Below are 21337 nucleotides of genomic sequence, written 5' to 3'. Positions count from 1 at the left end.
CCGCCCTGTGGATGGCCGGCCTGCCCCGCCCGCGGTGCGGTGGGATGGGGGCATGGCACCACGGTCCGGCCCCGCGCCGCGCGCGGGCGACCCGACGCCCCCGCGCGGAGCGCTCGCGGGAGGGCGCGGGCCGTCCGCGGGCGCGTCCTGCGTCCCTGGTCCGTCCGGTGCGGGCCTGTCCGCTGCCGGCCCGGCCCGCGCCGATCCGCTCGACGGACCGCCGGACGCCGTGCTGCGGCTCGCGAGCGCGCAGGGTTGGCGCGTCGTCGGCGGGGGAGCGCGGGGCTGGGCCCTCCAGGGCGACGACGGGGTCCGGCGCCTCGCCCGGGACGGGGCGCCCCTCGGCGGGCCGCGGCTCGAGGCGCTCGCGGGCGCGCGGCACGAGAGCCTGCTCGGGGTGTGGACGCTCGACACCGACGGCGCGCGCGTGGTCCTCGCCGAGGACGTGACGGACGCGGTGACCGTGGAGGAGCTCGTCGAGGCCCGCGGCCCGCTGACGCCCGCCGAGGTCGCGCTCGTCGGCTGCACCGTCGCCCGAGCGCTCGCCGCCCTGCACGCGGACGGTGCCGTGCACGGGAACGTCGGCGGGGACCACATCCTGGTCGCGCAGGACGGTTCGGTCCGCGTCGCGCCCTGGACCGGCCCGGTGCCGGCGGGCCGGACCGCCGCCGACGACGTGGCGGCCCTCGCCCGGCTCCTGTCGGCCGTGCTGGCCGAGCGGGGACGGCGGGACGACCCGTCGGGCGAGGACGCGGAGGCGCGGGGCGGGCTGCGTCGCGTGATCGCCGCGGGGCGCGCACCCGATCCCGAGCGCAGACCTGCGGCCGGCACGTTCGCGGCGTGGTGCGACGCGGCCGTGCCGCCGGCGCCGGTGCGGGTCCCCGACCGTGCGGGGCTGGCGGCGGCGCGCCTGGGTGGCGGCGTCGCCGGGCGCGCCCCGGTCCGGCCCGCCCGCGCCCCGGTCCGGCCCGCCCGCGCGCGGCGGCACCGCGCGCCCGCCGGCCCGCGGACCCTGGGCCGGGCCGCGGTCACGGCCGCGGCGAGCCTGGCGGCCTGCGCTGCCGCGGTGGTCGCGCTGGCGGTCCTCGGGCCCGGCGCCGGTCAGGGACCCGGGTCGGCCCCGGCTCCCGGCACGCGCCCGGCGACGACGACGACGGAGCGTGCGCCCGCCGACGCGGCCGCGGTGCACGAGGACCCGCTCGGCGCGGCGCGGGTGCTCACGGCGCGGCGCGTGGCCGCCTTGACCGGCGGCACACCGCAGGGGGCGCCGGCCGACGGCGGAGGCACCGGGACCACGCTCCCCGGCTCGGCTGCGCAGGCCGCCGAGCTCGCCCAGCTCGAGCGGCTGCGTGCCGACGGCGTCACGGTGCGGGGGGCGTCCGTCGACGTCTCGCAGGCGCGCCCGCACCCCGGGGACGTCGCCACCGCGGACCGGGCCGTGGTGGACGTCGTCTACCGGGTGGGCGCGCACGCCCAGGAGTCAGGGCGCGGGTCGACGCACGTCCCCGCCTCGGGGCCGATGCGGGCGACGCTCGAGCTGGAGTGGACCGACGCCGGGTGGCGGGTGGCGGAGGTCAGCTGACGGCGGCGGCGTCGCGCGCCGCGGAGAGCCAGCGCGCGGCGTCGTCGAGCGTGGGGTGCTCGAACGTGTGGCCGCTGGCCTCCAGGGCGGCAGGGAGCACCCGCTGGGAGTCCGTCAGCGTCTGGGAGAACTCGCCGAGGGCCACGCGGAGCGCGGGCGTGGGCACGCGCACGAGGGCGGGGCGATGCACGACGCGCGCGAGCGCGGCCATCACGTCGCGGTTGCGCGCGGGCACGGGGGCCGTGAGGTTGACCGGCCCGCGGACCGCGTCCCCGGCGGGCCCGAGGAGGTGCAGCATCGCCCCGGTCTCGTCCGGCAGCGTGATCCACGGCCAGTACTGGGTGCCGGGACCCAGCGGCCCGCCGAGCCCGGTGCGCAGGATCGGCAGCAGTGCCGCGAGCGTGCCGCCCTCGGGCAGCTGCAGGCGCAGCAGCGGCAGGAGGTTGCTCAGCCGCCCGGGGTCGGGTGCGAGGACGATGCCCGTGCGCAGGTGCACGACCCGCGTGCCCGCGTCCTGCGCCGGGCGGGTCGCCGCCTCCCACCGAGTCACGACGCCCGCGAGAAAACCGTCCCCGGGGGCCGCGCTCTCCGTCAGCGGGGTGTCCCCGCGGTCGCCGTACCAGCCGACCGCGGACGCCTGGAGCCACGTCGGTGGCGGGTCGGCCGCCCGGGCGAGGGTCCGCGCGATCAGCGAGGTCGGCACGGTCCGGGACTCGAGCACCGTGCGCTTGTAGCCGGTGCTCCAGTACCGCGTGCCGACGCCGGCCCCGCCGAGGTTGACCACGGCGTCGGCCCCGTCGAGATGGCGCGGGTCGAGCACGCCGGTGCCGGGGTCCCACCCGAGCTCGTCCGGCGCGCGGGGCTCGCGGCGCACCAGACGCCGCACGCGGTCCCCCCTCGCCCGGAGCCGGTCGACCAGGGTGGTGCCGAGCAGCCCGTGGCTCCCGGCGACGACGACGTCCATGCTGCGACGCTAGGCGCTGCGGCGGGTGCTCGCCCGCGGCGGACGACGTCGGCCCCCACCGGGAGGACCGGTGGGGGCCGACGACGTCAGGCGGCTGGAGCGGGAGTCAGAGACCGACCTCGGACTCGAACGCGCCCTCCTCGATGCGCTTCTTCACCACGGCGAGGAAGCGCGCCGCGTCGGCCCCGTCCACCAGGCGGTGGTCGTAGGACAGGAAGATGTAGCACATCGACCGGACGGCGATGCTCTCCTCGCCGTCGGCGTCGGTCACCACGACCGGGCGCTTGACGATCGTGCCCGTGCCGAGGATGGCCACCTGGCCGCCCGGCACGATCGGGGTGTCGATGAGCGCGCCGCCCGAGCCGGTGTTCGTGATGGTGAACGTCGCACCACCGAGCTCGTCCGGCGAGACCTTGTTCTCGCGCGTGCGCGTCGCGAGGTCGGCGATCTTGCGCGCGATCCCGGCGAGGTTGAGGTCCCCGGCGTCGCGGATGACCGGGACGACGAGGCCGCGGGGGGTGTCGACCGCGATGCCGACGTTCTCCTGCGGGTGGTAGACGATCTGGTCGCCGTCGATGCTGGCGTTGATCGTCGGGTGGGCCTTGAGCGCCTCCGTGGCCGCCTGCGCGAAGAACGGCAGGAACGTCAGGTTGACCCCCTCGCGGGCCTTGAAGTCGTTCTTGGCCCGGGCGCGCAGGCGCGCCACCCGGGTCACGTCGACCTCGACGACGGTCGTGAGCTGCGCCTGCGTCTGCAGGGCCTCGACCATGCGGGACGCGACGACCTTGCGCAGGCGCGACATCTTCTCCGTGGTGCCGCGCTTGGGCGAGACCTCGGGGATCGTGGGCGCCTTCGCCGCACCGCCGGCGGCGGGCGCCGCGGCAGCCGGTGCCTGGGCGGCCTGCGTGGCCTCCTCGGCCTTGCGCGCCGCCTCCAGCACGTCCTCCTTGCGGATGCGGCCGCCCACGCCGGTGCCGGCGATCGAGGCGACGTCCACGCCCTTGTCGGCCGCGAGCTTGCGCACGAGCGGCGTCAGGTAGGACCCGCCGGCCTTCGGGGCCTCCTGCTTCGGAGCCTCCTGCTTCGGGGCGTCGGGCTCCGGCTCCTTCGGCTCGTCCGCCTTGGGGGCCTCCTGCTTCGGGGCCTCCTGCTCGGGGGCCTCGGCCTTCGCCGGCTCCTTCTGAGCAGCGGGCTCCGGCGAGGTCGGTGCCTCCGTGGGCGCTGCGCCGGAACCGACGATCGCGACGACGGTGCCGACGTCGACCGTCTCGTCCTCCTCGACCAGGATCTTCTGGACGGTCCCCGCGACGGGGGAGGGGACCTCGGTGTCGACCTTGTCGGTCGAGACCTCGAGCAGCGGCTCGTCGACCTCGACGGTGTCGCCGACGGACTTCAGCCACCGGGTGACGGTCCCCTCGGTCACGCTCTCGCCGAGCGCGGGCAGGAGGATCTCCTCGCCGTCGCCCGACGAGGCGTCCGCGGCGGAGGCCTCCTGCTGCTCGGCCTGCGGCTTCTCGGGGGCGGGCTCGGCCTGCTCCGGGGCGGCCTGCTGCTCCTGCTCCGGCTCGGCCTGCTCGGCGTCCGCCCCGCCGTCCGACGAGTCGTCCGAGCCGCTGCCGGAGCCGTCCCCGATCAGGGCGAGGTCGGTGCCGACGTCGACCGTCTCGTCCTCCTCGACCAGGATCTTCTCGAGCACGCCCGCGACGGGCGAGGGGACCTCGGTGTCCACCTTGTCGGTCGAGACCTCGAGCAGCGGCTCGTCGACCTCGACGCGCTCGCCCACCGACTTGAGCCAGCGGGTGACGGTTCCTTCGGTGACGCTCTCTCCGAGCGCCGGCATCTGCACCTTGTCAGCCATGACCTCGTGGGTCTCCTTCGATCGATTTCGTCAGTTGTGAGCGTGCAACGGTTTGCCGGAGAGCGCCAGGAAGGCCTCTCCCAGTGCTTCGTCCTGCGTGGGGTGCGCGTGGACCAGGCCGGCGACGTCCTCGGGATAGGCCTCCCAGTTGACCACGAGCTGTCCCTCGCCGACGAGCTCGCCCACCCGGGCGCCGACCATGTGCACGCCCAGGACGGGGCCGTCCTTGCGGCGCACCAGCTTCACGAACCCGGACGTGCCGAGGATCTTGCTCTTGCCGTTGCCGGCGAGGTTGTACTCGACCGTCTCGACGGCGTCGGCACCGTGCAGCTCCTCCGCCACGCGCTGGCTGAGGCCCACCGACGCCACCTCGGGGTCGCTGTAGGTGACGCGCGGGATGCCCGACTCGACGACGGGCGCCGGGTCGAGGCCGGCGATGTGCTCGGCGACGAAGATGCCCTGCGCGAACCCGCGGTGGGCGAGCTGGAGCCCCGCGACGACGTCGCCGGCGGCGTAGACGTTCCCGACGCCGGTGCGCAGGTTCTCGTCGACCACGACGAAGCCGCGCTCGAGCGTGACGCCCTGCTCCTCGAGCCCCAGGTCGGTGGTCCGCGGGCCGCGGCCGACCGCCACGAGCAGCGTCTCGGCGTCGAGGGAGGCGCCCGAGACGAGGCGCACGTGCACGCCGGAGCCGTCCTGCGTGACACCGGCGACCCCGTCGCCGAGCACGACGTCGATCCCGCGCTTGCGGAACGCCCGTTCCAGCGCCTTCGAGAGCGCCTCGTCCTCCGTGGGGACGAGGTGCTCGAGCGCCTCGACGACGGTGACCTCGGCGCCGAAGGAGCGCCACACGCTCGCGAACTCGGCGCCGATGACGCCGCCGCCCAGCACGACGGCGGACGCCGGCACCCGGTCCGTCGTCAGGGCCTGGTCGGAGGTGACGACGGCGCCCTCCACGGTCAGGCCCGGCAGGGTGCGCGCGAAGGAGCCGGTGGCCAGGACGATGCTCGCCCCCGTGTACCGGGTGCCGTCCACCTCCACGGCGTCCGGCGCCACGAGCGTGCCGCGCCCCTCGACGATCGTGATCCCGCGCGAGCGCACCAGGCCCTGCAGGCCCCGGTAGAGGCCCGACACGACGCCGTCCTTGTAGCGGTTGACGCCGTCCATGTCGATGCCGTCGAACGTCGCGCGCACCCCGACGTGCGCGGCGGCGCGGGCGTCGTCGGCCACCTGGGCGGCGTGCAGCAGGGCCTTGGTGGGGATGCAGCCGCTGTGCAGGCAGGTGCCGCCCAGCTTGTCCGCCTCGACGAGGGCCACGGTCAGCCCGAGCTCGGCCGCCCGCAGCGCGGTGGCGTACCCGGCGCTCCCGCCGCCCAGCACGACGACGTCGAAGACCGTGCCGGTGTCGGCCACGTGCATCTCCTTCGTGCGGTCGTTCGGGCGGGGTGGGACCAAGGGCCATCTTGGCACTCCGGTCGGGCCCGGCCAATTCGAGGACGGCGCCCGACGGTGTGACGCTCCAGACACGACGTGCGCGCCCGGACGGGGCGCCGGCGACCACCTATCCTGCTGGGATGGTCAGCTTCTCCCGGATCTTCTCGCGCGGGCGGTCGACGGGATCCTCCTCGAACCCGTCGGCCGGCGACAACCGCCGTCGGACGATGGAACACCTCGCCGAGTTCGCTCGCACGCGGGTGGGGGTCGAGGCGTACGTGGAGGACGCGACGCACGACACGCCGACGACGGTCCTGCTCGTGGCCACCACGGGGGAGTGGACCCGGCGGCGCGTGCCCGACGAGGACGCCGCGCGCGCCGTGGCCGCCCAGCTGGGCGTCCCGCTCTACCTGGTCCGGTTCACGGGCTACCCGCAGCGCTTCCGGGACTGGAACTCCGCCCAGCGCCGTCGCTGAGCGGAGCCCCTGGGCTCAGCGTGCCGCGCGCGCCTCGATCAGCCCGAGCAGCGTGCGCACGCCGACGCCGGTGCCGCCGGCCGGGGTGTAGCCGAAGGCCGACTTCTCGTTGAACGCCGGCCCGGCGATGTCCAGGTGGGCCCACGGCGTCGAGCCGACGAACTCGCGCAGGAAGACACCGGCGATGAGCATGCCGCCCCAGCGCTCGCCGATGTTCGCGAGGTCCGCGACCTTGGACTTCAGCGTCGCGCGGAGCTCGTCCGGCAGGGGCATCGGCCAGAACTGCTCGCCCGTGGCGGCCGCCGCGGCGGTGACCTCGCCGCGGACGGCCTCGTCGCCCATGACCGCCGAGACCCGCCGGCCGAGCGCCACCATCTGGGCCCCGGTGAGGGTCGCGATGTCGAGGACGACGTCGGGCTCCTCCTCGGTCGCGGCCACCAGGCCGTCGGCCATGACCAGCCGGCCCTCGGCGTCGGTGTTGAGCACCTCGACGGTCGTGCCGCCGCGCATCGTCAGGACGTCGGACGGCCGCTGCGCGGAGCCCGACGGCATGTTCTCCGCGAGGCAGAGCCAGCCGGTGACGGCGACCGGCAGGCCGAGGCGTGCGGCGGCGACCACCGTGTGCAGGACCGCGGCAGCACCCGACATGTCGGACTTCATCGCCTCCATGCCCGGCCCCGGCTTCAGGGAGATGCCGCCGGAGTCGAAGGTGATGCCCTTGCCGACGATCGCGACCTTCGAGGCGGGCTTCGGCGGCGTGTACGCGACCTTGACGAGCCGCGGACCACGCGTCGAGCCCTGTCCGACGCCGACCAGGCCGCCGTAACCGCCGGCGACCAGCTGCTTGTCGTCGAGGACCGTGACCTTGATGCCGGTGCCCTTGACGGCCGCCTTGGCGGCGTCGGCGAAGGCGGCGGGGAACAGGTCGTTCGGTGCGGCGTTCACCAGGTCGCGCGCCCCGTGCACCGCGGCGGCGAGGATCGCCGCGCGCTCGACGGCCGCCTCCGCGTCGGCGTCGTCGGCGAGGGGGGTGACGACCTCGACGGCCGCGGGCGGCCGGGAGACGTCCGTGCCGGGAGCCCCGTCGTCGGAGCGCCGGACCTTGGACGACGCCGTCGAGCGGTATCGCGTGTACGTGTAGGCGCCGAGCAGCGCGCCCTCGGCGATCGCGGCGACGTCGGCGACCGAGGTCGACGGCAGCGCGACGGCGACGGTCGAGGAGCCGGCGAGGGATCGCATCGCGGCGCCCGCGGCACGGCGCAGGGCCTCGGTGTCGAACGTGCCGTCGGCGCCCGTGGCGCCGAGGCCGGTCAGGACGAGGAGGTCCGCGGCGCACGCGGCGCCGGCCGGGAGCGTGCGGACCTCGTCGGCCGCGCCGGCGAGCCCGAGCGGCTTCGCGAGGCGGACCAGCTCGTCGACCAGCGCGGGCGGTAGGTCGGCGCCGACGACGGCCACGCCGTCGGCCGTCGGGTGCGTGCCGACGACGAGCGCGTCGACCTTGGCGTCGACGGGGTTCTGGTCGGAGAGGGTCAGAGCGGTCGGTGAGAGGGAGAGGTCAGCCACGACCCGATGCTAACCCCGGTACCCTCGGCACGTGGTCCTCGCACTCCTGCTCCTGGCCGTCGCGCTGTGCGTGGCCCTCGCCGCCTGGGCGGGGTGGTTCGTGGCCCGCGACCGCGCCGTCGTGCTGCGCCAGCTGTGGGGCGCGGCGGTGGTCGAGGCCGTGCTCCTGGTGCAGGTGGTGTGGGCCGTCGTCCTCGTGGCGACCCAGGACCACGCGTACGACCCGGCCTTGTTCTGGGGCTACTTCCTGACCGCGCTCGTGCTGCTCCCGGTCGCCGCCGTGTGGGCGTTCGCCGAGCGGACGCGGTGGAGCTCCGTCGTCCTTCTCGTGGCCGCCGTGACGGTCGCGTTCCTCGAGTACCGCCTCTGGCAGATCTGGGAGGGCTGATGCCCACCGAACCGACGCCCGGCACGCCCGCGGCCGGGCGGGGTGCCGCCTCGCCCGCGCCCCCGGCGCACGACCCCGGAGCCGAGGGCTCGAGCGGCCGCGGGTTCGGCCGCCTGCTCGTCGCCGTCTACGGCGTCTTCGCGATCTCCGCCTTCGCGCGTGCCGCCTACCAGCTCGCCGAGCAGTTCCACGAGGCCCCGCTCGCGTACCTCCTCTCGGCGTTCGCGGCGCTCGTGTACGTCGTCGCGACCGTCGCGCTCGCCGTGGGCCGCGGGCGGTGGCGGACCGTCGCCTGGATCGCCGTGGGCGTCGAGCTCGCGGGCGTGGTCACGGTCGGCACCGTGTCCCTCGTGGACGCGGCGGCGTTCCCCGACGCGACCGTGTGGTCCGGCTACGGGCAGGGCTACGGCTACGTGCCGCTGGTGCTGCCGCTCGTCGGGCTCTGGTGGCTGCACCGCACCCGACCGCGACCGAACCACCCCGACCGCACCACGGAGGACCCCGCGTGAAGCGCCCCTACGACCTGCTCTTCGACACAGTCTTCCGGCGGATGGACCCCGAGCGCGCGCACGCGCTGGCGTTCGACGCGATCTGCGCCGCGGGCCGGGTTCCCGTCCTGCGGGACGTGGTCCAGGGCGCGCTCGCCCCGTACCTGGGGCGCGGTGCCGGCGGCCCCGGGAGCGTCGAGGTCCTCGGCCGCACGTTCCCGGCGCCGTTCGGCCTGGCGGGCGGCTTCGACAAGGACGCCCGCGGCGTCCGCGGGCTGACGATGCTCGGGTTCGCGTTCGTCGAGGTGGGGACGGTCACGGCGCAGGCGCAGCCGGGCAACGAGCGTCCGCGGCTGTGGCGCGAGCTGGACGTGCGCGGCATCCGCAACCGCATGGGGTTCAACAACCACGGGGCGGCGGCGGCGGCAGAGCGGCTCGCCGCGCTGCGTTCCTCGCGCGCCGGCCGCGCCGTGCTCGTCGGGGCGAACATCGGCAAGACGAAGGTCACCCCCGCCGAGGACGCCGCGGGCGACTACGCGACGTCGGCCGCCCTCCTCGCGCCCCTGGCCGACTACCTGGTGGTGAACGTCTCGTCGCCCAACACGCCCGGGCTGCGCGACCTGCAGTCGACCGCGGCGCTGCGCCCGATCCTCGTCGCGGTCCGCGAGGCCGCCGACGCCGCCTGCTCGTCCGCCGGCACGCGGCGCGTCCCGCTCCTGGTCAAGATCGCGCCGGACCTCGCGGACGAGGACGTCGACGCCGTCGCGGACCTCGCGCTCGAGCTGGGGCTCGACGGCGTGGTCGCGGTGAACACCACCGTCGCCCACGAGCGGGGCCCCGGCGGTCTGTCCGGGCCGCCGGTGCGCGACCGGGGCCTCGCGGTCGTGGCGCGGCTGCGCGGCAGGCTCGGGCCGGACGTGGCCGTCGTCGGCGTCGGCGGGGTCACCACGGCGCAGGACGCCCGCGACTACCTGCGGGCCGGCGCCGACCTCGTGCAGGGGTACTCGGCGTTCGCCTACGAGGGTCCGCTGTGGGCCGCGCGGATCAACCGCGCGCTCGTGCGCGACGCGGGGGCGACGGCCGGCGAGCCGGGGCAGGTGGCGCGATGACCCGCCCGCCGCAGTGGGAGTGGCTGTTCGTCGCGGCGGCCGCGACACGACCGAGCCCCGTGTTCACGAACCAGTACGACGCCGAGCAGTGGCTCGGGGAGCACTGGCGCTCGCTGGCCGCGGAGGGGGTCGTCCGAGCCTCGCTGATGCACGACGGCGCCGTGGTCACCGCTCCGGTCGAGCTGCCGGCGGATGGTCCGACCGAGCGTCCGGCGCCCACGGACTGACCGCGGGGCGGACTACTCCGGGTAGCTGCCGTGCTGCTTGTGGTTCGGCTTGGGCAGCCGGGCGCGCCGGATCTGGAACGCGCGCATGACGGCGTACATCATGGTCCCGCTCGGCACGTCGCCGAACTTCGCCAGGAGCCGGCGCTTGAGGCCGCGCCACATGAGCACGGCGTCGACGATGGTGATGAGCACCATGCCGTAGAGGACCATGGTCACGACGACCGAGAGCTGCGGCATGCTCGAGGTGACGATCATGAGCCCGAGCGCCACGAACGCGACGACGAGGAAGAACTCGCCGAGGTTCCAGCGGGCGTCGACGTAGTCGCGCACGTACCGCTTCAGGGGGCCCTTGTCCCGCTCGGGGAGGTAACGCTCGTCGCCGTTCTGCAGGGCCTGCTGCTGCCGGGCCCGCGCCTCGCGCGACTTCGAGCGCGCGTCCTTCGCGGCGGCCTTGCGGTCGCCGGGGACGAGCGGTCGCCGGTTGGCGGCCTCCGCCTCCTTGCGCTTGGGGGTGGCGCGACCCTTGCCGGTCGAGATGCCGACCGGGTCGACGTCGGCCTCGACCGGCGTCACGTCTGTGGAGGGGGCGTCCGAGCCCTTGCTGCGAGAGAACACCCCTCCAGGGTAGTCGAGAACCGGCGCCCGACCGTCGTCGGCCACGGGTAGCGTGCGAGGCATGACCGACTCCGCCGCTGGCACCCGTCCCGACGACCACGACCTCCTTGACGCGCCCGACGCCGTGGCCCGGCTGCGCACCCGGGTCGCCGCGCAGTTCCCCGCGCTGCGCGAGGACCTGGAGGCGCTCGTCCGCATCCCCAGCGTCTCGAACGCCACGTTCGACCAGTCCGTCATGGACCGCAGCGCGCAGGCCGTCGCGGACCTCCTGCGCGGCGCCGGGATGCCGGACGTGCGGGTGCTGCACGCGACCGGACCCGACGGCTCCCGCAGCAGGCCGGCGGTGGTCGCGCGCCGCCCCGCCCCGCAGGGCGCGCCGACGGTGCTGCTCTACGCGCACCACGACGTCCAGCCGCCCGGCGACCGGGCGCACTGGGACAGCGGCCCCTTCGAGCCGGTCGAGCGCGAAGGGCGGCTCTACGGGCGAGGCGCGGCGGACGACAAGGCGGGGATCGTCGCCCACGTCGGCGCGCTGCGGGTGCTCGGTGACGAGCTGGGCGTCGGCGTCACCGTCTTCTCCGAGGGCGAGGAGGAGATCGGCTCGCCGCAGTTCGGCCCGTTCCTCGCCGAGCACCAGGACCTGCTGGCGGCCGACGTCATCGTCGCGGCGGACTCCTCGAACTGGAAGGTCGGCACCCCGGGCCTGACGACGACGTTGCGCGGCCTCGTGGACTGCACGGTGGAGGTCGAGGTGCTGCGCCAGGCCGTGCACTCCGGGATGTTCGGCGGCCCCGTGCTCGACGCGTACACGATCCTGGCCCGCCTGCTGGCCACCCTGCACGACGCCGACGGCGAGGTCGCCGTCCCGGGCCTGCACCACGCCCCCGAGCCGTCGGTCGACTACGACGAGCGGTCCTTCCGGGCCGACGCGGGCCTGCCGGACGGGATCCGGCTCGCCGGCTCGGGCTCTCTCGCGGGCCGGTTGTGGACGAAGCCGGCGATCGCCGTCGTCGGGATCGATGCGACCGGGGTCGACGCGGCGTCGAACACCATCGCGCCACGCTCGCGGGCGAAGGTCTCGATGCGCATCGCCCCGGGCCAGGACCCCGCGGAGGCGTTCGAGCTGCTCAAGGAGCACCTGCTGGCCCACGCGCCCTTCGGCGCGCGCGTGACGGTGCACGACGGCGACCTCGGCAAGCCGTTCGCGGCGCCCGAGGACTCCGCCGCGATGCAGGCCGCGCGGTGGGCGTTCGAGCAGTCCTGGGGCACTGCGCCGGTCGACATCGGCATCGGCGGGTCGATCCCGTTCATCGCCGACCTGCTCGAGGTGTTCCCCGACGCGGCGATCCTGGTCACGGGGGTCGAGGACCCGGACTCGCTCGCCCACGGGGCGAACGAGTCCGTGCACTTGGGGGACCTGGAGCACGTCGTCCTGGCCGAGGCGCTGCTCCTGCGCCGGCTCGCCCGGGGCTGACGCCCTGCCCGGGCGGCCGCTCAGGCCCGGTGGGCGACGCCGACGGCGTCTGCCCACCGGGCGACGTCGTCGGGCAGCGCGGGGGAGACGACCCCCGGGTCCAGGGCCTCGGCGACCCGGTCGCCGGGGACGCGCTCACCCGTGCGGGTCAGGAACCGGGCGGCCACGACCCCGCGGGCGCACCGCTCGCCGTGCCGCGTGAAGACCTGCTCCATGTAGACGACGCGGGGGTCCCAGCCGAGCACGCGGGACGTGATCTCGAACCGGTCCCACAGCCTGAGGGAGCGCCGGTAGGTCATCGTCGACGACGCGACGACCGGCCCCCAGCTCTTCTCCTTGAGCAGCGCGAAGGCGCCGAGGTCCGCGAGGAAGTTGCTGCGCGCGACGTCCATCATCTGCAGGTACACGCCGTTGTTGACGTGCAGGTACATGTCGAGGTCGCCGGGGCGCACGCGCATCCGCGTCACCGACGGGTCCAGGACGGTGCGACCGGGGACCGCTGCGCGGGGGCGGACGCTGGCGAGGGTGAGCTGGATCTGTCGGGTCACCTGCGCACCGTACTACCTCACACCGGCGGTATCGGGTACTGGATCGCCTCGCTCACCCGGGCCGCGGCGGAGTCGTTCTCGAGGCGGGCGACGAGGTGGAGCGCCATGTCGATGCCCGCCGCGATGCCCGCCGCGACGCCCGCCGACGTGACGACGTCGCCGTCGTCGACGAACCGGGCGTCGACGTCGACCAGCACGCTCGGGTCGAGCGACGCGAGCTCGTCGAAGTGGTGGTAGTGGGTGGTGGCCGGTCGCCCGGCGAGCAGGCCCGCGGCGGCGAGGACCAGCGCGCCGGTGCACACGCTCGCGACGACCGGCGTCGTGGCGCGGACCTCGTGCAGCCACGCGAGGTGCGCCGGGTCCGCCGTCAGCGCGCGGGTGCCCCGCCCGCCCGGGTGGACCAGGACGTGCAGGGGGCCCACGTCCGCGGCGGACCGGTCGGGCACCAGGCACAGCCCCTTGGCCAGGCGCACGCCGTTGCCGTCGGGCGAGAAGGTCGTGACCCGGGGCGAGAGGTCGGAGAGCGTGGCCCACGCCGCGAGCACCTCGAACGGCCCGACGACGTCGAGCTCCTCGGCGCCGTCGAACACCAGGATGCCGATGTGCGGCCCGCCGCTGCGGTGCGTCACTGTTCCTCCTTCAGGCGTCTACAGCCCGGGCAGCGCCAGCATCTGGTCGAGCGCCATGCGTGCCCAGTGCGCGTCGTCGGCGTCGACGACGATCTGGTTGACGACCCGGCCCGCGACGAGCGACTCGAGCGCCCAGACGAGGTGCGGCAGGTCGATGCGGTTCATGGTCGAGCAGAAGCACACCGTCGAGTCGAGGTAGTGGACCGACTTGTCGGGGTGCGCGTTCGCCAGCCGCCGCACGAGGTTCAGCTCGGTGCCGATCGCCCACGACGAGCCGGGCTCGGCGGCGTCGAGCGCCTTGATGATGAACTCGGTCGAGCCGACCAGGTCGGCGGCCGTGACGACCTCGTTCGTGCACTCCGGGTGCACCATGACCGTGATCCCGGGGACCGCCGCGCGCACGTCCGTGACGTTGCGGACCGAGAACCGGCCGTGCACCGAGCAGTGCCCACGCCACAGGATCATGCGGGCGTCGCGCAGCTCGTCGGTGTCCAGGCCGCCGCCGGGCTTGCGAGGGTCGTAGACCACGCAGTCGTCCAGGGACAGCCCGAGCCGCTCGACGGCGGTGTTGCGCCCGAGGTGCTGGTCGGGCATGAACAGCACCTTGCCGGAGACGGGGGCGTCGGCGGGGTCGAGGCCGCCGACCTTCTCGAACGCCCAGCGCAGCGCGACCTCCGCGTTCGACGAGGTGCAGACCGTCCCCCCGTGACGACCCGTGAAGGCCTTGATCGCGGCCGTCGAGTTCATGTACGTGACGGGGACGACGACGTCGGCGAGCCCCGCGTCCTCGAGGACCTCCCAGGCCTCCTCGACCTGGTTGATCTCCGCCATGTCGGCCATCGAGCACCCGGCGGCCATGTCGGGCAGGACGACGCGCTGGTCGTCGGAGGTGAGGACGTCGGCGCTCTCCGCCATGAAGTGCACGCCGCAGAACACGACGTACTCCGCCTCGGGCCGGGCGGCGGCCTCGCGCGCGAGCTTGAACGAGTCACCCGTGACGTCTGCGAAGTCGATGACCTCGTCGCGCTGGTAGTGGTGGCCGAGGACGAACGCACGCTCGCCCAGCGCGGCGCGTGCCGCGCGGGCACGCTCGACCAGCCCGGGGTCGCTCGGCGCAGGCAGCTCGCCCGCGCACTCGACGCCGCGCTCGGACGCGAGGTCGCGGCCCTGGCCGAGCAGGAGGAGGGGCGAGGGCGCAGGCTCCGAGAACGTGTTCTCCAGCAGGGTGCTCACACGCCGATTCTGGCACAGCGGCCGCGGGTGGCGGTCGGCCGGACCGCTCACGGTGCTGCGATGATGCCCGCATGCCGGCACCTGCACGCGTCCTCGTGACGACCGCAGTCCCGGGCGGCGCGCTGGCCGGTGAGGTCGTCGACGTGTGGACGGCCGCGTCCGGCGCGAGCGTGCGGTCCGTCCGCACCGACCGTGGCGGCGCCGGGGCGCTCGCGGTGCTGGAGGGCCTCGGGGGTGCGTCGCGCGAGACCGTGCTCGTCCCCGCGGCGCTGAACGGCGAGGCGCAGGCCCGGACGCCGGGCACGGTGCTGCGGTTCGGGGACCCCGGCGCCGAGGTGGCCTACGTCGCCGCAGAGGAGGTCGCCGGGCGTGCGTCCGTCCCGCCGGGCACCGAGCGCACGGCATCGACGCGAGGGGTCGGGGACCTGGTGCGCGCGGCGGCGGGCGGCTCGCGCGCCGTGGTGCTCGGGCTCGGCGGGGCGGTCGCGCACGACGCCGGAGCGGGGCTGCTGGCCGGCCTGGCGGGCCGGCCGTGGTCGCCGGGGTCCGGCCCGGGCGAGGCGGATCCCGGCGGCGCGTCGGCGGTCCGGTGGGTGGCGCAGGCGCGGGCCGGGCTGAACGGGGCGCAGCTCGTCGGGCTCGTGCACGACGAGCTGCCGCTGCTCGGGCTGCACGGGGCCGGCTCGCGGCTGCCGGGGGAGGTCGGCCAGGAGACGGAGCGACGGTTCTCGGCCTGGGCGCACGCGCTGGCGCCCGCGGTCGCGACCCTGTCGCGGGACCTGCTGGTGCGTGGCGACGTCCGTGCCGCGGCACGCCGGCTGACCTCGGCGGGCGGGACGGGAGCCGGCGGCGGGCTCGGGACCGCCGTCCTCGTGGCGGGAGGGACGCTCGTCCCGGCGACCCGGTGGGTCGCCGACCGCGCGGGCCTCGACGGGGCGGTCGACGACGCCGACGTCGTGGTGGTCGTGGTCGACGTGCTGGACGCCGCGGCGCTGCACGACGGCGAGGTCCCCGACGCCGCACGCCGAGCGGGACGGCTCGGGGTCCCGGTCGTCGTCGTCGGCTCCCGGGTGGAGGCCGGGCGCCGGGAGGCGGGTGCCGCGGGCGTGGCGGGGACGTACGAGGTCAGCGGCGACGCGGCGCACCGTGCCGCGCGGATCGCCCGCGTCGCGCGCACCTGGACGCCGTCCCGCGGCGCGTAGAGTGGGAACACACCGCCCGCGGACGGTGTTGGACCACCGAACGGGCGTGTCGCACGCGGCACCCGACCCCCGACCTTCGTGGAGTGAGAGATGAGCGAGACCACCGAGACCGCAACGCACGGCGTCCTGCTGACCGACTTCGCGGCCGACAAGGTGCGCAGCCTGCTCGACCAGGAGGGACGCGACGACCTGCGGCTCCGCGTCGCCGTCCAGCCCGGCGGATGCTCCGGCCTGATCTACCAGCTCTACTTCGACGAGCGCGTGCTCGACGGCGACGCGCTCAAGGACTACGACGGCGTCGAGGTCGTGGTCGACAAGATGAGCGTCCCGTACCTCGAGGGCGCGACGATCGACTTCGCGGACACCATCGAGAAGCAGGGCTTCACGATCGACAACCCCAACGCGGGGGAGTCCTGCGCCTGCGGCGGCTCGTTCGGCTGACGCGCACCTGCTCACCACGGAACGACCTCGGCCCGGCGGGCCGGGGTCGTTCCGCCGTTCGCGGCGGTGCAGCGCGCGTGCCGGGCGCCGGCCGACGGGCTCGCGGGTCAGCGCGCGCCGGGACCGAGCCGGACCGTGACGGCCCACACGCCCGTCGCGACCTCCGCGGCGCCGACGACGACGTGGCCCCGCATGCGGGCCCAGGCGGGGACGTCGTGCCGGGCCGCGGGGTCGGTGGCGAGCACGCGCAGCAGCGAGCCGTCCGGTCGTTCCCGGGCCGCGGCGGCGAGACGGACGACCGGCAGCGGGCAGCGGAGCCCGCGGGCGTCGACGGTCTCCGGCTCCGTGACCTCGCTCACAGTCCCTCGGCCCCGAGCATCGAGCGCACCCGTGCCACGGCCCGCGGCAGCTCCGCGAGGAAGCGGTCCACGTCGTCCTCGCTCGTCGTGCGGTCGAGGGCGATCCGCACGTTGCCGTGCGTCAGCACCCCCATCGCGGCGAGCACGTGGCTGGGCTCCAGCGTGCTGGCGGTGCACGCGGAGCCCGACCCCACGCCGAACCCTGCGCGGTCGAGCTCGGTGACGAGCGCCTCGCCGTCGACGTAGAGGAACGAGAACGTCACGACGTGCGGCAGACGGTCCTGGGGGTCGCCCACGACCTCGGTGTCGGGGATCCGGGCCACCGACGCCCGGACCCGTGCCACGAGCGCCCGGCGGCGCTCGTCCTCGGCCTGCCGGTCCGCCGTCACCGCCTCGAGGGATGCCGCCGCAGCGAACGCCGCGGGGACGGACACGCCCCCCGGGAACCAGGGTTCGGGGTCCTGCGGCCAGCTGCGTCCCCAGCGCACCCGGGACCGGACCGCGAGGACGCCGACGCCGCGGGGGCCGCCCCAGTCGGCCGGGTCCGCGGCGAGCAGGTCCCACGCCGCGGGCGCCGGGACGTGCCCGAGCGCGGCCCCCGCGTCCACCAGCAGGGGCACCGACGCCGCGCGGGCGGCCTCGGCGACGCGAGCGAGCGGCTGGCACGTGCCGACCTCGCCGTTCGCCTGCTGCAGGCACGCGAGCGCGACGCCGGGGAGGGCGAGCGCCGCGGCCATCGCCTCGGCGTCGACGCGACCGGCGCGGTCGACGTCCACGAGCTCCGTCCGCGGCTCGACGCCGGGCAGGGCAAGCTCCGCGGCGTGGCGCACGGCGGCCCGCTCGATGCGGGGGAGGACCACGACCGGGCCGCGCCGGCGTCGGCCCGTCCGGACCGCGAGCACGCCGGCGTGCAGGGCTGCGGTGTGGCTGGCGGCGAGGTGGACCTCCTCGGTGCGGGCACCGAGCGACGCCGCGAGGGACTCACGGGCGGCGCCGAGCAGGACCGCCGCGCGTCGCCCCTCGGCGTGCAGGCGCCGCGGGTCCGCCCAGCCGTCGTCGAGCGCCCGCAGGTATGCCGCGCGGGCCGCCGGGTGCAGAGGCGCGTCGCCGCCGTTGTCGAGGTGGGTGCGCACGCCGTCCAGGCTACCGTCGCGGCAGGTCGCGACCGTTTTCTGACATGTTGCCGGGGCGTGTGTCGAAGATCGGCCGAGGGTGCCGCGAATGTGACGTACCGTCGTCCGGCGGCTGACGTTTACGACGTCGCCCCCGTCGATCGCGCGCTAGGCTGCGTGTGTCGAGGACGAAGGTTCTGCGTGGAACGTGTGGAGACCAGACACCGCCCGCGCAGGACGAGACGTGAAAGGCGCCCCTTGCGTTCCCATCCCCCAAGCCGCACCCGGCGAGCACTCCTGGCGACGGCCACCGTCGTCGGTGGTGCGCTCCTGCTGTCCGGCTGTGCCAGCGACACCGTCAAGCGAGGCTTCCTGCCCGGATACAGCGACGGCGAGGTGACCAACCAGACCGCCCGGATCACGTCGCTGTGGCTCGGTGCGTGGGAGGCCGCGCTCATCGTCGGTGTGATCACGTGGGGCCTGATGCTGTGGTGCATCACCGTGTACCGCAAGCGCAAGGACGACCACCGTCTCCCTGTGCAGACGCGCTACCACATGCCGCTCGAGATCATGTACACCGCGGTCCCCGTGATGCTCGTCCTCGTGCTGTTCTTCTACACGGACAGGGACGTCACGGCGATCCAGGACCGCTCCGAGACGCCGGACATGACCGTCGAGGTCGTCGGCAAGCAGTGGAGCTGGGACTTCAACTACCTCGACGACGACGTGTACGAGACGGGGCAGCAGGAAGGCGACCCCGGCGACAACCTGACGAAGGACAAGGAGCTCGACGGGGTGCCCGGCACCTCGACCGCGCTGCCGACGCTGTACCTGCCGGCGGGCGAGCGCGTCGAGTTCAAGCTCGAGTCGCGCGACGTCATCCACTCGTTCTGGATCCCCGCGTTCCTCTACAAGCAGGACGTGGTGCCCGGCCGGCACACCAACGGCTTCCAGGTGGTCCCGGAGCGCGAGGGCGTGTACGCGGGCAAGTGCGCCGAGCTGTGCGGCGAGTTCCACTCGGGGATGCTCTTCAACGTCGCCGTGGTCTCGCCCCAGGAGTACGAGCAGCACATGCAGGACCTGCGAGACAAGGGCCAGACCGGCCGGATTCCCGTCGAGGGCTTCAGCCGCGCGCAGAGCGCCCCCGACGACTCGAGCACGGAAGAGGCTGAGAGCTGATGGTTGCTCAGGCAGACGTCGTCCCCGGACTGGCGCCCCGTCGCCAGACCCTCGGGCGCACCGTCATCAAGTGGGCCACGACCACCGACCACAAGACGATCGGGTACATGTACCTGATCACGTCGTTCATCTTCTTCTGCATCGGCGGCCTGATGGCCCTCGTGATCCGTGCCGAGCTCTTCGAGCCGGGCATGCAGGTCGTGCAGAGCAAGGAGCAGTACAACCAGCTCTTCACGATGCACGGCACGATCATGCTGCTGCTGTTCGCGACACCGCTCTTCGCGGGCTTCGCGAACGTCATCATGCCGCTGCAGATCGGTGCGCCGGACGTCGCGTTCCCGCGGTTGAACATGTTCGCGTACTGGCTGTACCTCTTCGGCGGCCTCATCGCCTCCGCCGGCTTCCTCACGCCGCAGGGCGCCGCCTCGTTCGGCTGGTTCGCCTACGCGCCGTTGTCGAGCACGACGTTCAGCCCGGGGCTCGGTGGTGACCTGTGGGTCTTCGGGCTCGCGCTCGCCGGGTTCGGGACCATCCTCGGCGCGGTCAACTTCATCACGACCGTGATCACCATGCGTGCGCCCGGCATGACGATGTTCCGGATGCCGATCTTCTCCTGGAACATCCTCGTCACGAGCCTCCTCGTGCTCATGGCGTTCCCGCCGCTGGCCGCGGCGCTCTTCGCCCTCGGGGCGGACCGCAAGCTCGGGGCGCAGGTGTTCAACCCCGAGAACGGGGGAGCGATCCTCTGGCAGCACCTGTTCTGGTTCTTCGGGCACCCGGAGGTCTACATCATCGCGCTGCCGTTCTTCGGCATCGTCTCCGAGATCTTCCCGGTGTTCAGCCGCAAGCCCATCTTCGGCTACAAGACCCTCATCTACGCGACGATCGCGATCGCGGCGCTCTCGGTGACCGTGTGGGCCCACCACATGTACGTCACCGGCGCGGTCCTGCTGCCGTTCTTCGCGTTCATGACGATGCTGATCGCCATCCCGACCGGTGTGAAGTTCTTCAACTGGATCGGCACGATGTGGCGCGGGAAGCTGACGTTCGAGACCCCCATGCTGTGGAGCATCGGGTTCCTCGTGACGTTCCTCTTCGGTGGCCTGACCGGGGTCATCCTCTCCAGCCCGGCGCTGGACTTCCACCTCTCCGACTCGTACTTCGTGGTCGCCCACTTCCACTACGTCGTCTTCGGCACCGTGGTGTTCGCGATGTTCGCGGGCTTCTACTTCTGGTGGCCCAAGTTCACCGGGCGCATGCTCAACGAGCGCCTGGGCAAGATCCACTTCTGGATGCTCTTCGTCGGGTTCCACACGACGTTCCTGGTGCAGCACTGGCTGGGTGTCGAGGGCATGCCGCGGCGGTACGCCGACTACGGCGCGGACGAGGGCTTCACCTGGGAGAACCAGCTCTCGACGGTCGGGGCGTTCCTGCTCGCCGCGTCCACGCTGCCCTTCTTCTGGAACGTCTACACGACCTGGCGCAACGCGCCGAAGGTCACGGTCGACGACCCGTGGGGGTACGGCCGCTCGCTCGAGTGGGCCACGTCCTGCCCGCCGCCCCGGCACAACTTCGTCTCGCTGCCCCGGATCCGCTCCGAGTCGCCGGCGTTCGACCTGCACCACCCGGAGGTCGCCGCCATGGACCACGCGGTCACCGACCCGAACATCCTGGACCAGATCTACGGCGAGGCCGACCGGCGCGGGGAGAAGGACGTCGTCCTCGACCGTGTCATGGGCGAGTCGAGCCCGGAGTCGCGGTCCTCGAGCACGGTCGTGATCGAGGACCCGGCAGACCCGCCGCGCCGCGCCGGTGAGAGCGACGAGGAGGAGAGCAAGTGAAGACCGAGTACCGACTCTTCCTGGGCCTGGGACCGTTCTTCGTCCTGGTGGCCCTCGTCTACGGCTTCTGGACGGACTTCCACGAGCCGGTCGGGGCGATCGGCCTGGTGCTCACGGGTGCGCTGGTGGCCATGATCGGCTCCTACCTCGCCCTGACGGCGCGTCGCATCGACGACCGGCCCGAGGACGACCCGGAGGGGCTGATCGAGGAGGGCGCCGGCGACCAGGGCGTGTACGCCCCGTGGAGCTGGTGGCCGCTGGCGATCGGCTTCTCTGCCGCGATCAGCTTCGCCTCTCTCGCCATCGGCTGGTGGCTGCTGTACATCGGTGTGGCCGTCGGGGTCGTTGCCCTCGTCGGGTGGGTCTTCGAGTTCTCCCGCGGGCAGCACGCGCACTGAGGCACGACCCGCGTCATGACGCGGGGCACGACGAGCGGCTGAGGGCTGGCACCAGGACGACATCGGTGCCGGCCCTCAGCCGATCATGCAGCAGGCGGGCGGGCATGGTGTCCCGGGGGCGCCGCACCCGGGTGCTGCGCCCCCGGCCGGCGTCGGGACGCCAGAGGGCCCGGCACCGTACGGTGCCGGGCCCTCTGGCGTCGGCGCGTCCGGGAGG

At 74.4% G+C, this 21337-nt stretch carries 22 protein-coding genes; 12 read left to right on the top strand and 10 right to left on the bottom strand.

The genetic code is table 11. The features are described 5' to 3' along the window. Positions 1-52 precede the first annotated feature (52 nt). Complete coding sequence (locus EDF32_RS13675; RefSeq protein WP_148061610.1) at positions 53-1582, top strand: hypothetical protein; 1530 nt, start codon at positions 53-55, stop codon at positions 1580-1582. Here the strand turns inward: EDF32_RS13675 and EDF32_RS13670 are convergent. From EDF32_RS13670 to lpdA, 3 genes are all read right to left on the bottom strand, one after another. Continuing rightward, positions 1575-2546: an epimerase gene (locus tag EDF32_RS13670; RefSeq protein ID WP_123309102.1), complete on the bottom strand. Its 972-nt coding sequence runs from the start codon at positions 2544-2546 to the stop codon at positions 1575-1577. The two genes, EDF32_RS13675 and EDF32_RS13670, sit on opposite strands and share 8 nt — an antisense overlap. A gap of 106 nt (positions 2547-2652) precedes the next feature. Then, positions 2653-4404: a 2-oxoglutarate dehydrogenase, E2 component, dihydrolipoamide succinyltransferase gene (gene sucB / locus EDF32_RS13665; protein ID WP_123309101.1), complete on the bottom strand. Its 1752-nt coding sequence runs from the start codon at positions 4402-4404 to the stop codon at positions 2653-2655. 30 nt (positions 4405-4434) lie between these two features. Next, a complete protein-coding gene (gene lpdA, locus EDF32_RS13660) occupies positions 4435-5817 on the bottom strand; it encodes a dihydrolipoyl dehydrogenase (RefSeq protein WP_123309156.1) in 1383 nt (460 codons plus the stop codon). Between the two features lie 161 nt (positions 5818-5978). Between lpdA and EDF32_RS13655 the strand changes: the two genes are divergently transcribed. After that, complete coding sequence (locus EDF32_RS13655; RefSeq protein WP_123309100.1) at positions 5979-6314, top strand: oxidoreductase; 336 nt, start codon at positions 5979-5981, stop codon at positions 6312-6314. A 15-nt stretch (positions 6315-6329) separates the two neighbouring features. On the opposite strand, the gene EDF32_RS13650 is transcribed toward EDF32_RS13655, so the two are convergent. Next, positions 6330-7877: a leucyl aminopeptidase gene (locus EDF32_RS13650; protein WP_233565929.1), complete on the bottom strand. Its 1548-nt coding sequence runs from the start codon at positions 7875-7877 to the stop codon at positions 6330-6332. 31 nt (positions 7878-7908) lie between these two features. Here EDF32_RS13650 and EDF32_RS13645 point away from each other — a divergent pair, with 31 nt between their 5' ends. Genes EDF32_RS13645 through EDF32_RS13630 form a run of 4 tightly spaced genes read left to right on the top strand, consistent with a single transcriptional unit; the run spans position 7909 to position 10089 of the window. After that, the gene (locus EDF32_RS13645; protein WP_123309099.1) at positions 7909-8265 is read left to right on the top strand and encodes a hypothetical protein; all 357 of its coding nucleotides are present in this window, start codon (positions 7909-7911) and stop codon (positions 8263-8265) included. After that, positions 8265-8774: a hypothetical protein gene (locus tag EDF32_RS13640; protein WP_123309098.1), complete on the top strand. Its 510-nt coding sequence runs from the start codon at positions 8265-8267 to the stop codon at positions 8772-8774. Before EDF32_RS13645 ends, EDF32_RS13640 begins: the two co-directional genes overlap by 1 nt. Continuing rightward, complete coding sequence (locus EDF32_RS13635; protein ID WP_123309097.1) at positions 8771-9862, top strand: quinone-dependent dihydroorotate dehydrogenase; 1092 nt, start codon at positions 8771-8773, stop codon at positions 9860-9862. The genes EDF32_RS13640 and EDF32_RS13635 overlap by 4 nt, the downstream gene beginning before the upstream one ends. After that, positions 9859-10089, top strand: a complete 231-nt coding sequence (locus tag EDF32_RS13630) for a hypothetical protein (RefSeq protein ID WP_123309096.1) — start codon at positions 9859-9861, stop codon at positions 10087-10089. The genes EDF32_RS13635 and EDF32_RS13630 overlap by 4 nt, the downstream gene beginning before the upstream one ends. Positions 10090-10101: 12 nt before the next feature. Here the strand turns inward: EDF32_RS13630 and EDF32_RS13625 are convergent, their stop codons facing one another. Next, a complete protein-coding gene (locus EDF32_RS13625; protein WP_233565928.1) occupies positions 10102-10704 on the bottom strand; it encodes a DUF3043 domain-containing protein in 603 nt (200 codons plus the stop codon). 61 nt (positions 10705-10765) lie between these two features. Here EDF32_RS13625 and EDF32_RS13620 point away from each other — a divergent pair, with 61 nt between their 5' ends. Further along, positions 10766-12178: a dipeptidase gene (locus EDF32_RS13620; protein WP_123309095.1), complete on the top strand. Its 1413-nt coding sequence runs from the start codon at positions 10766-10768 to the stop codon at positions 12176-12178. Positions 12179-12198: 20 nt separating this feature from the next. Here EDF32_RS13620 and EDF32_RS13615 read toward each other — a convergent pair whose 3' ends face one another. Genes EDF32_RS13615 through nadA form a run of 3 tightly spaced genes read right to left on the bottom strand, consistent with a single transcriptional unit; the run spans position 12199 to position 14588 of the window. Beyond that, positions 12199-12726 (bottom strand): acyl-CoA thioesterase, encoded by a 528-nt coding sequence (locus EDF32_RS13615; protein ID WP_123309094.1) that lies wholly within the window; start codon positions 12724-12726, stop codon positions 12199-12201. Positions 12727-12743: 17 nt separating this feature from the next. Further along, a complete protein-coding gene (locus tag EDF32_RS13610) occupies positions 12744-13355 on the bottom strand; it encodes a DJ-1/PfpI family protein (protein ID WP_123309093.1) in 612 nt (203 codons plus the stop codon). Between the two features lie 18 nt (positions 13356-13373). Continuing rightward, the gene (nadA, locus tag EDF32_RS13605; protein WP_123309092.1) at positions 13374-14588 is read right to left on the bottom strand and encodes a quinolinate synthase NadA; all 1215 of its coding nucleotides are present in this window, start codon (positions 14586-14588) and stop codon (positions 13374-13376) included. A gap of 71 nt (positions 14589-14659) precedes the next feature. On the opposite strand from nadA, the gene EDF32_RS13600 reads away from it, so the two are divergent. Beyond that, the gene (locus EDF32_RS13600) at positions 14660-15790 is read left to right on the top strand and encodes a glycerate kinase (protein ID WP_123309091.1); all 1131 of its coding nucleotides are present in this window, start codon (positions 14660-14662) and stop codon (positions 15788-15790) included. A gap of 90 nt (positions 15791-15880) precedes the next feature. After that, a complete protein-coding gene (gene erpA / locus EDF32_RS13595; protein WP_123309090.1) occupies positions 15881-16231 on the top strand; it encodes an iron-sulfur cluster insertion protein ErpA in 351 nt (116 codons plus the stop codon). Between the two features lie 107 nt (positions 16232-16338). Here the strand turns inward: erpA and EDF32_RS13590 are convergent, their stop codons facing one another. Continuing rightward, complete coding sequence (locus tag EDF32_RS13590; RefSeq protein WP_123309089.1) at positions 16339-16590, bottom strand: sulfurtransferase TusA family protein; 252 nt, start codon at positions 16588-16590, stop codon at positions 16339-16341. Next, on the bottom strand, positions 16587-17723 hold the full coding sequence (locus EDF32_RS13585; RefSeq protein WP_233565927.1) for a cysteine desulfurase family protein: 1137 nt from the start codon (positions 17721-17723) through the stop codon (positions 16587-16589). Before EDF32_RS13585 ends, EDF32_RS13590 begins: the two co-directional genes overlap by 4 nt. Before the next feature lie 237 nt (positions 17724-17960). On the opposite strand from EDF32_RS13585, the gene coxB reads away from it, so the two are divergent. Genes coxB through EDF32_RS13570 form a run of 3 tightly spaced genes read left to right on the top strand, consistent with a single transcriptional unit; the run spans position 17961 to position 21120 of the window. Then, positions 17961-18881: a cytochrome c oxidase subunit II gene (coxB, locus tag EDF32_RS13580; RefSeq protein WP_123309087.1), complete on the top strand. Its 921-nt coding sequence runs from the start codon at positions 17961-17963 to the stop codon at positions 18879-18881. Beyond that, positions 18881-20722 (top strand): cytochrome c oxidase subunit I, encoded by a 1842-nt coding sequence (ctaD, locus tag EDF32_RS13575; RefSeq protein ID WP_123309086.1) that lies wholly within the window; start codon positions 18881-18883, stop codon positions 20720-20722. Before coxB ends, ctaD begins: the two co-directional genes overlap by 1 nt. Continuing rightward, on the top strand, positions 20719-21120 hold the full coding sequence (locus tag EDF32_RS13570) for a cytochrome c oxidase subunit 4 (RefSeq protein ID WP_123309085.1): 402 nt from the start codon (positions 20719-20721) through the stop codon (positions 21118-21120). Before ctaD ends, EDF32_RS13570 begins: the two co-directional genes overlap by 4 nt. The last annotated feature ends 217 nt before the right edge of the window (positions 21121-21337 follow it).

Source organism: Cellulomonas sp. PhB143 (genome assembly GCF_003752595.1).
Classification (GTDB): domain Bacteria; phylum Actinomycetota; class Actinomycetes; order Actinomycetales; family Cellulomonadaceae; genus Paraoerskovia.
The sequence above is the reverse complement of the archived record's forward strand: the minus strand, read 5'-3'. Positions and strand labels throughout refer to the sequence as shown.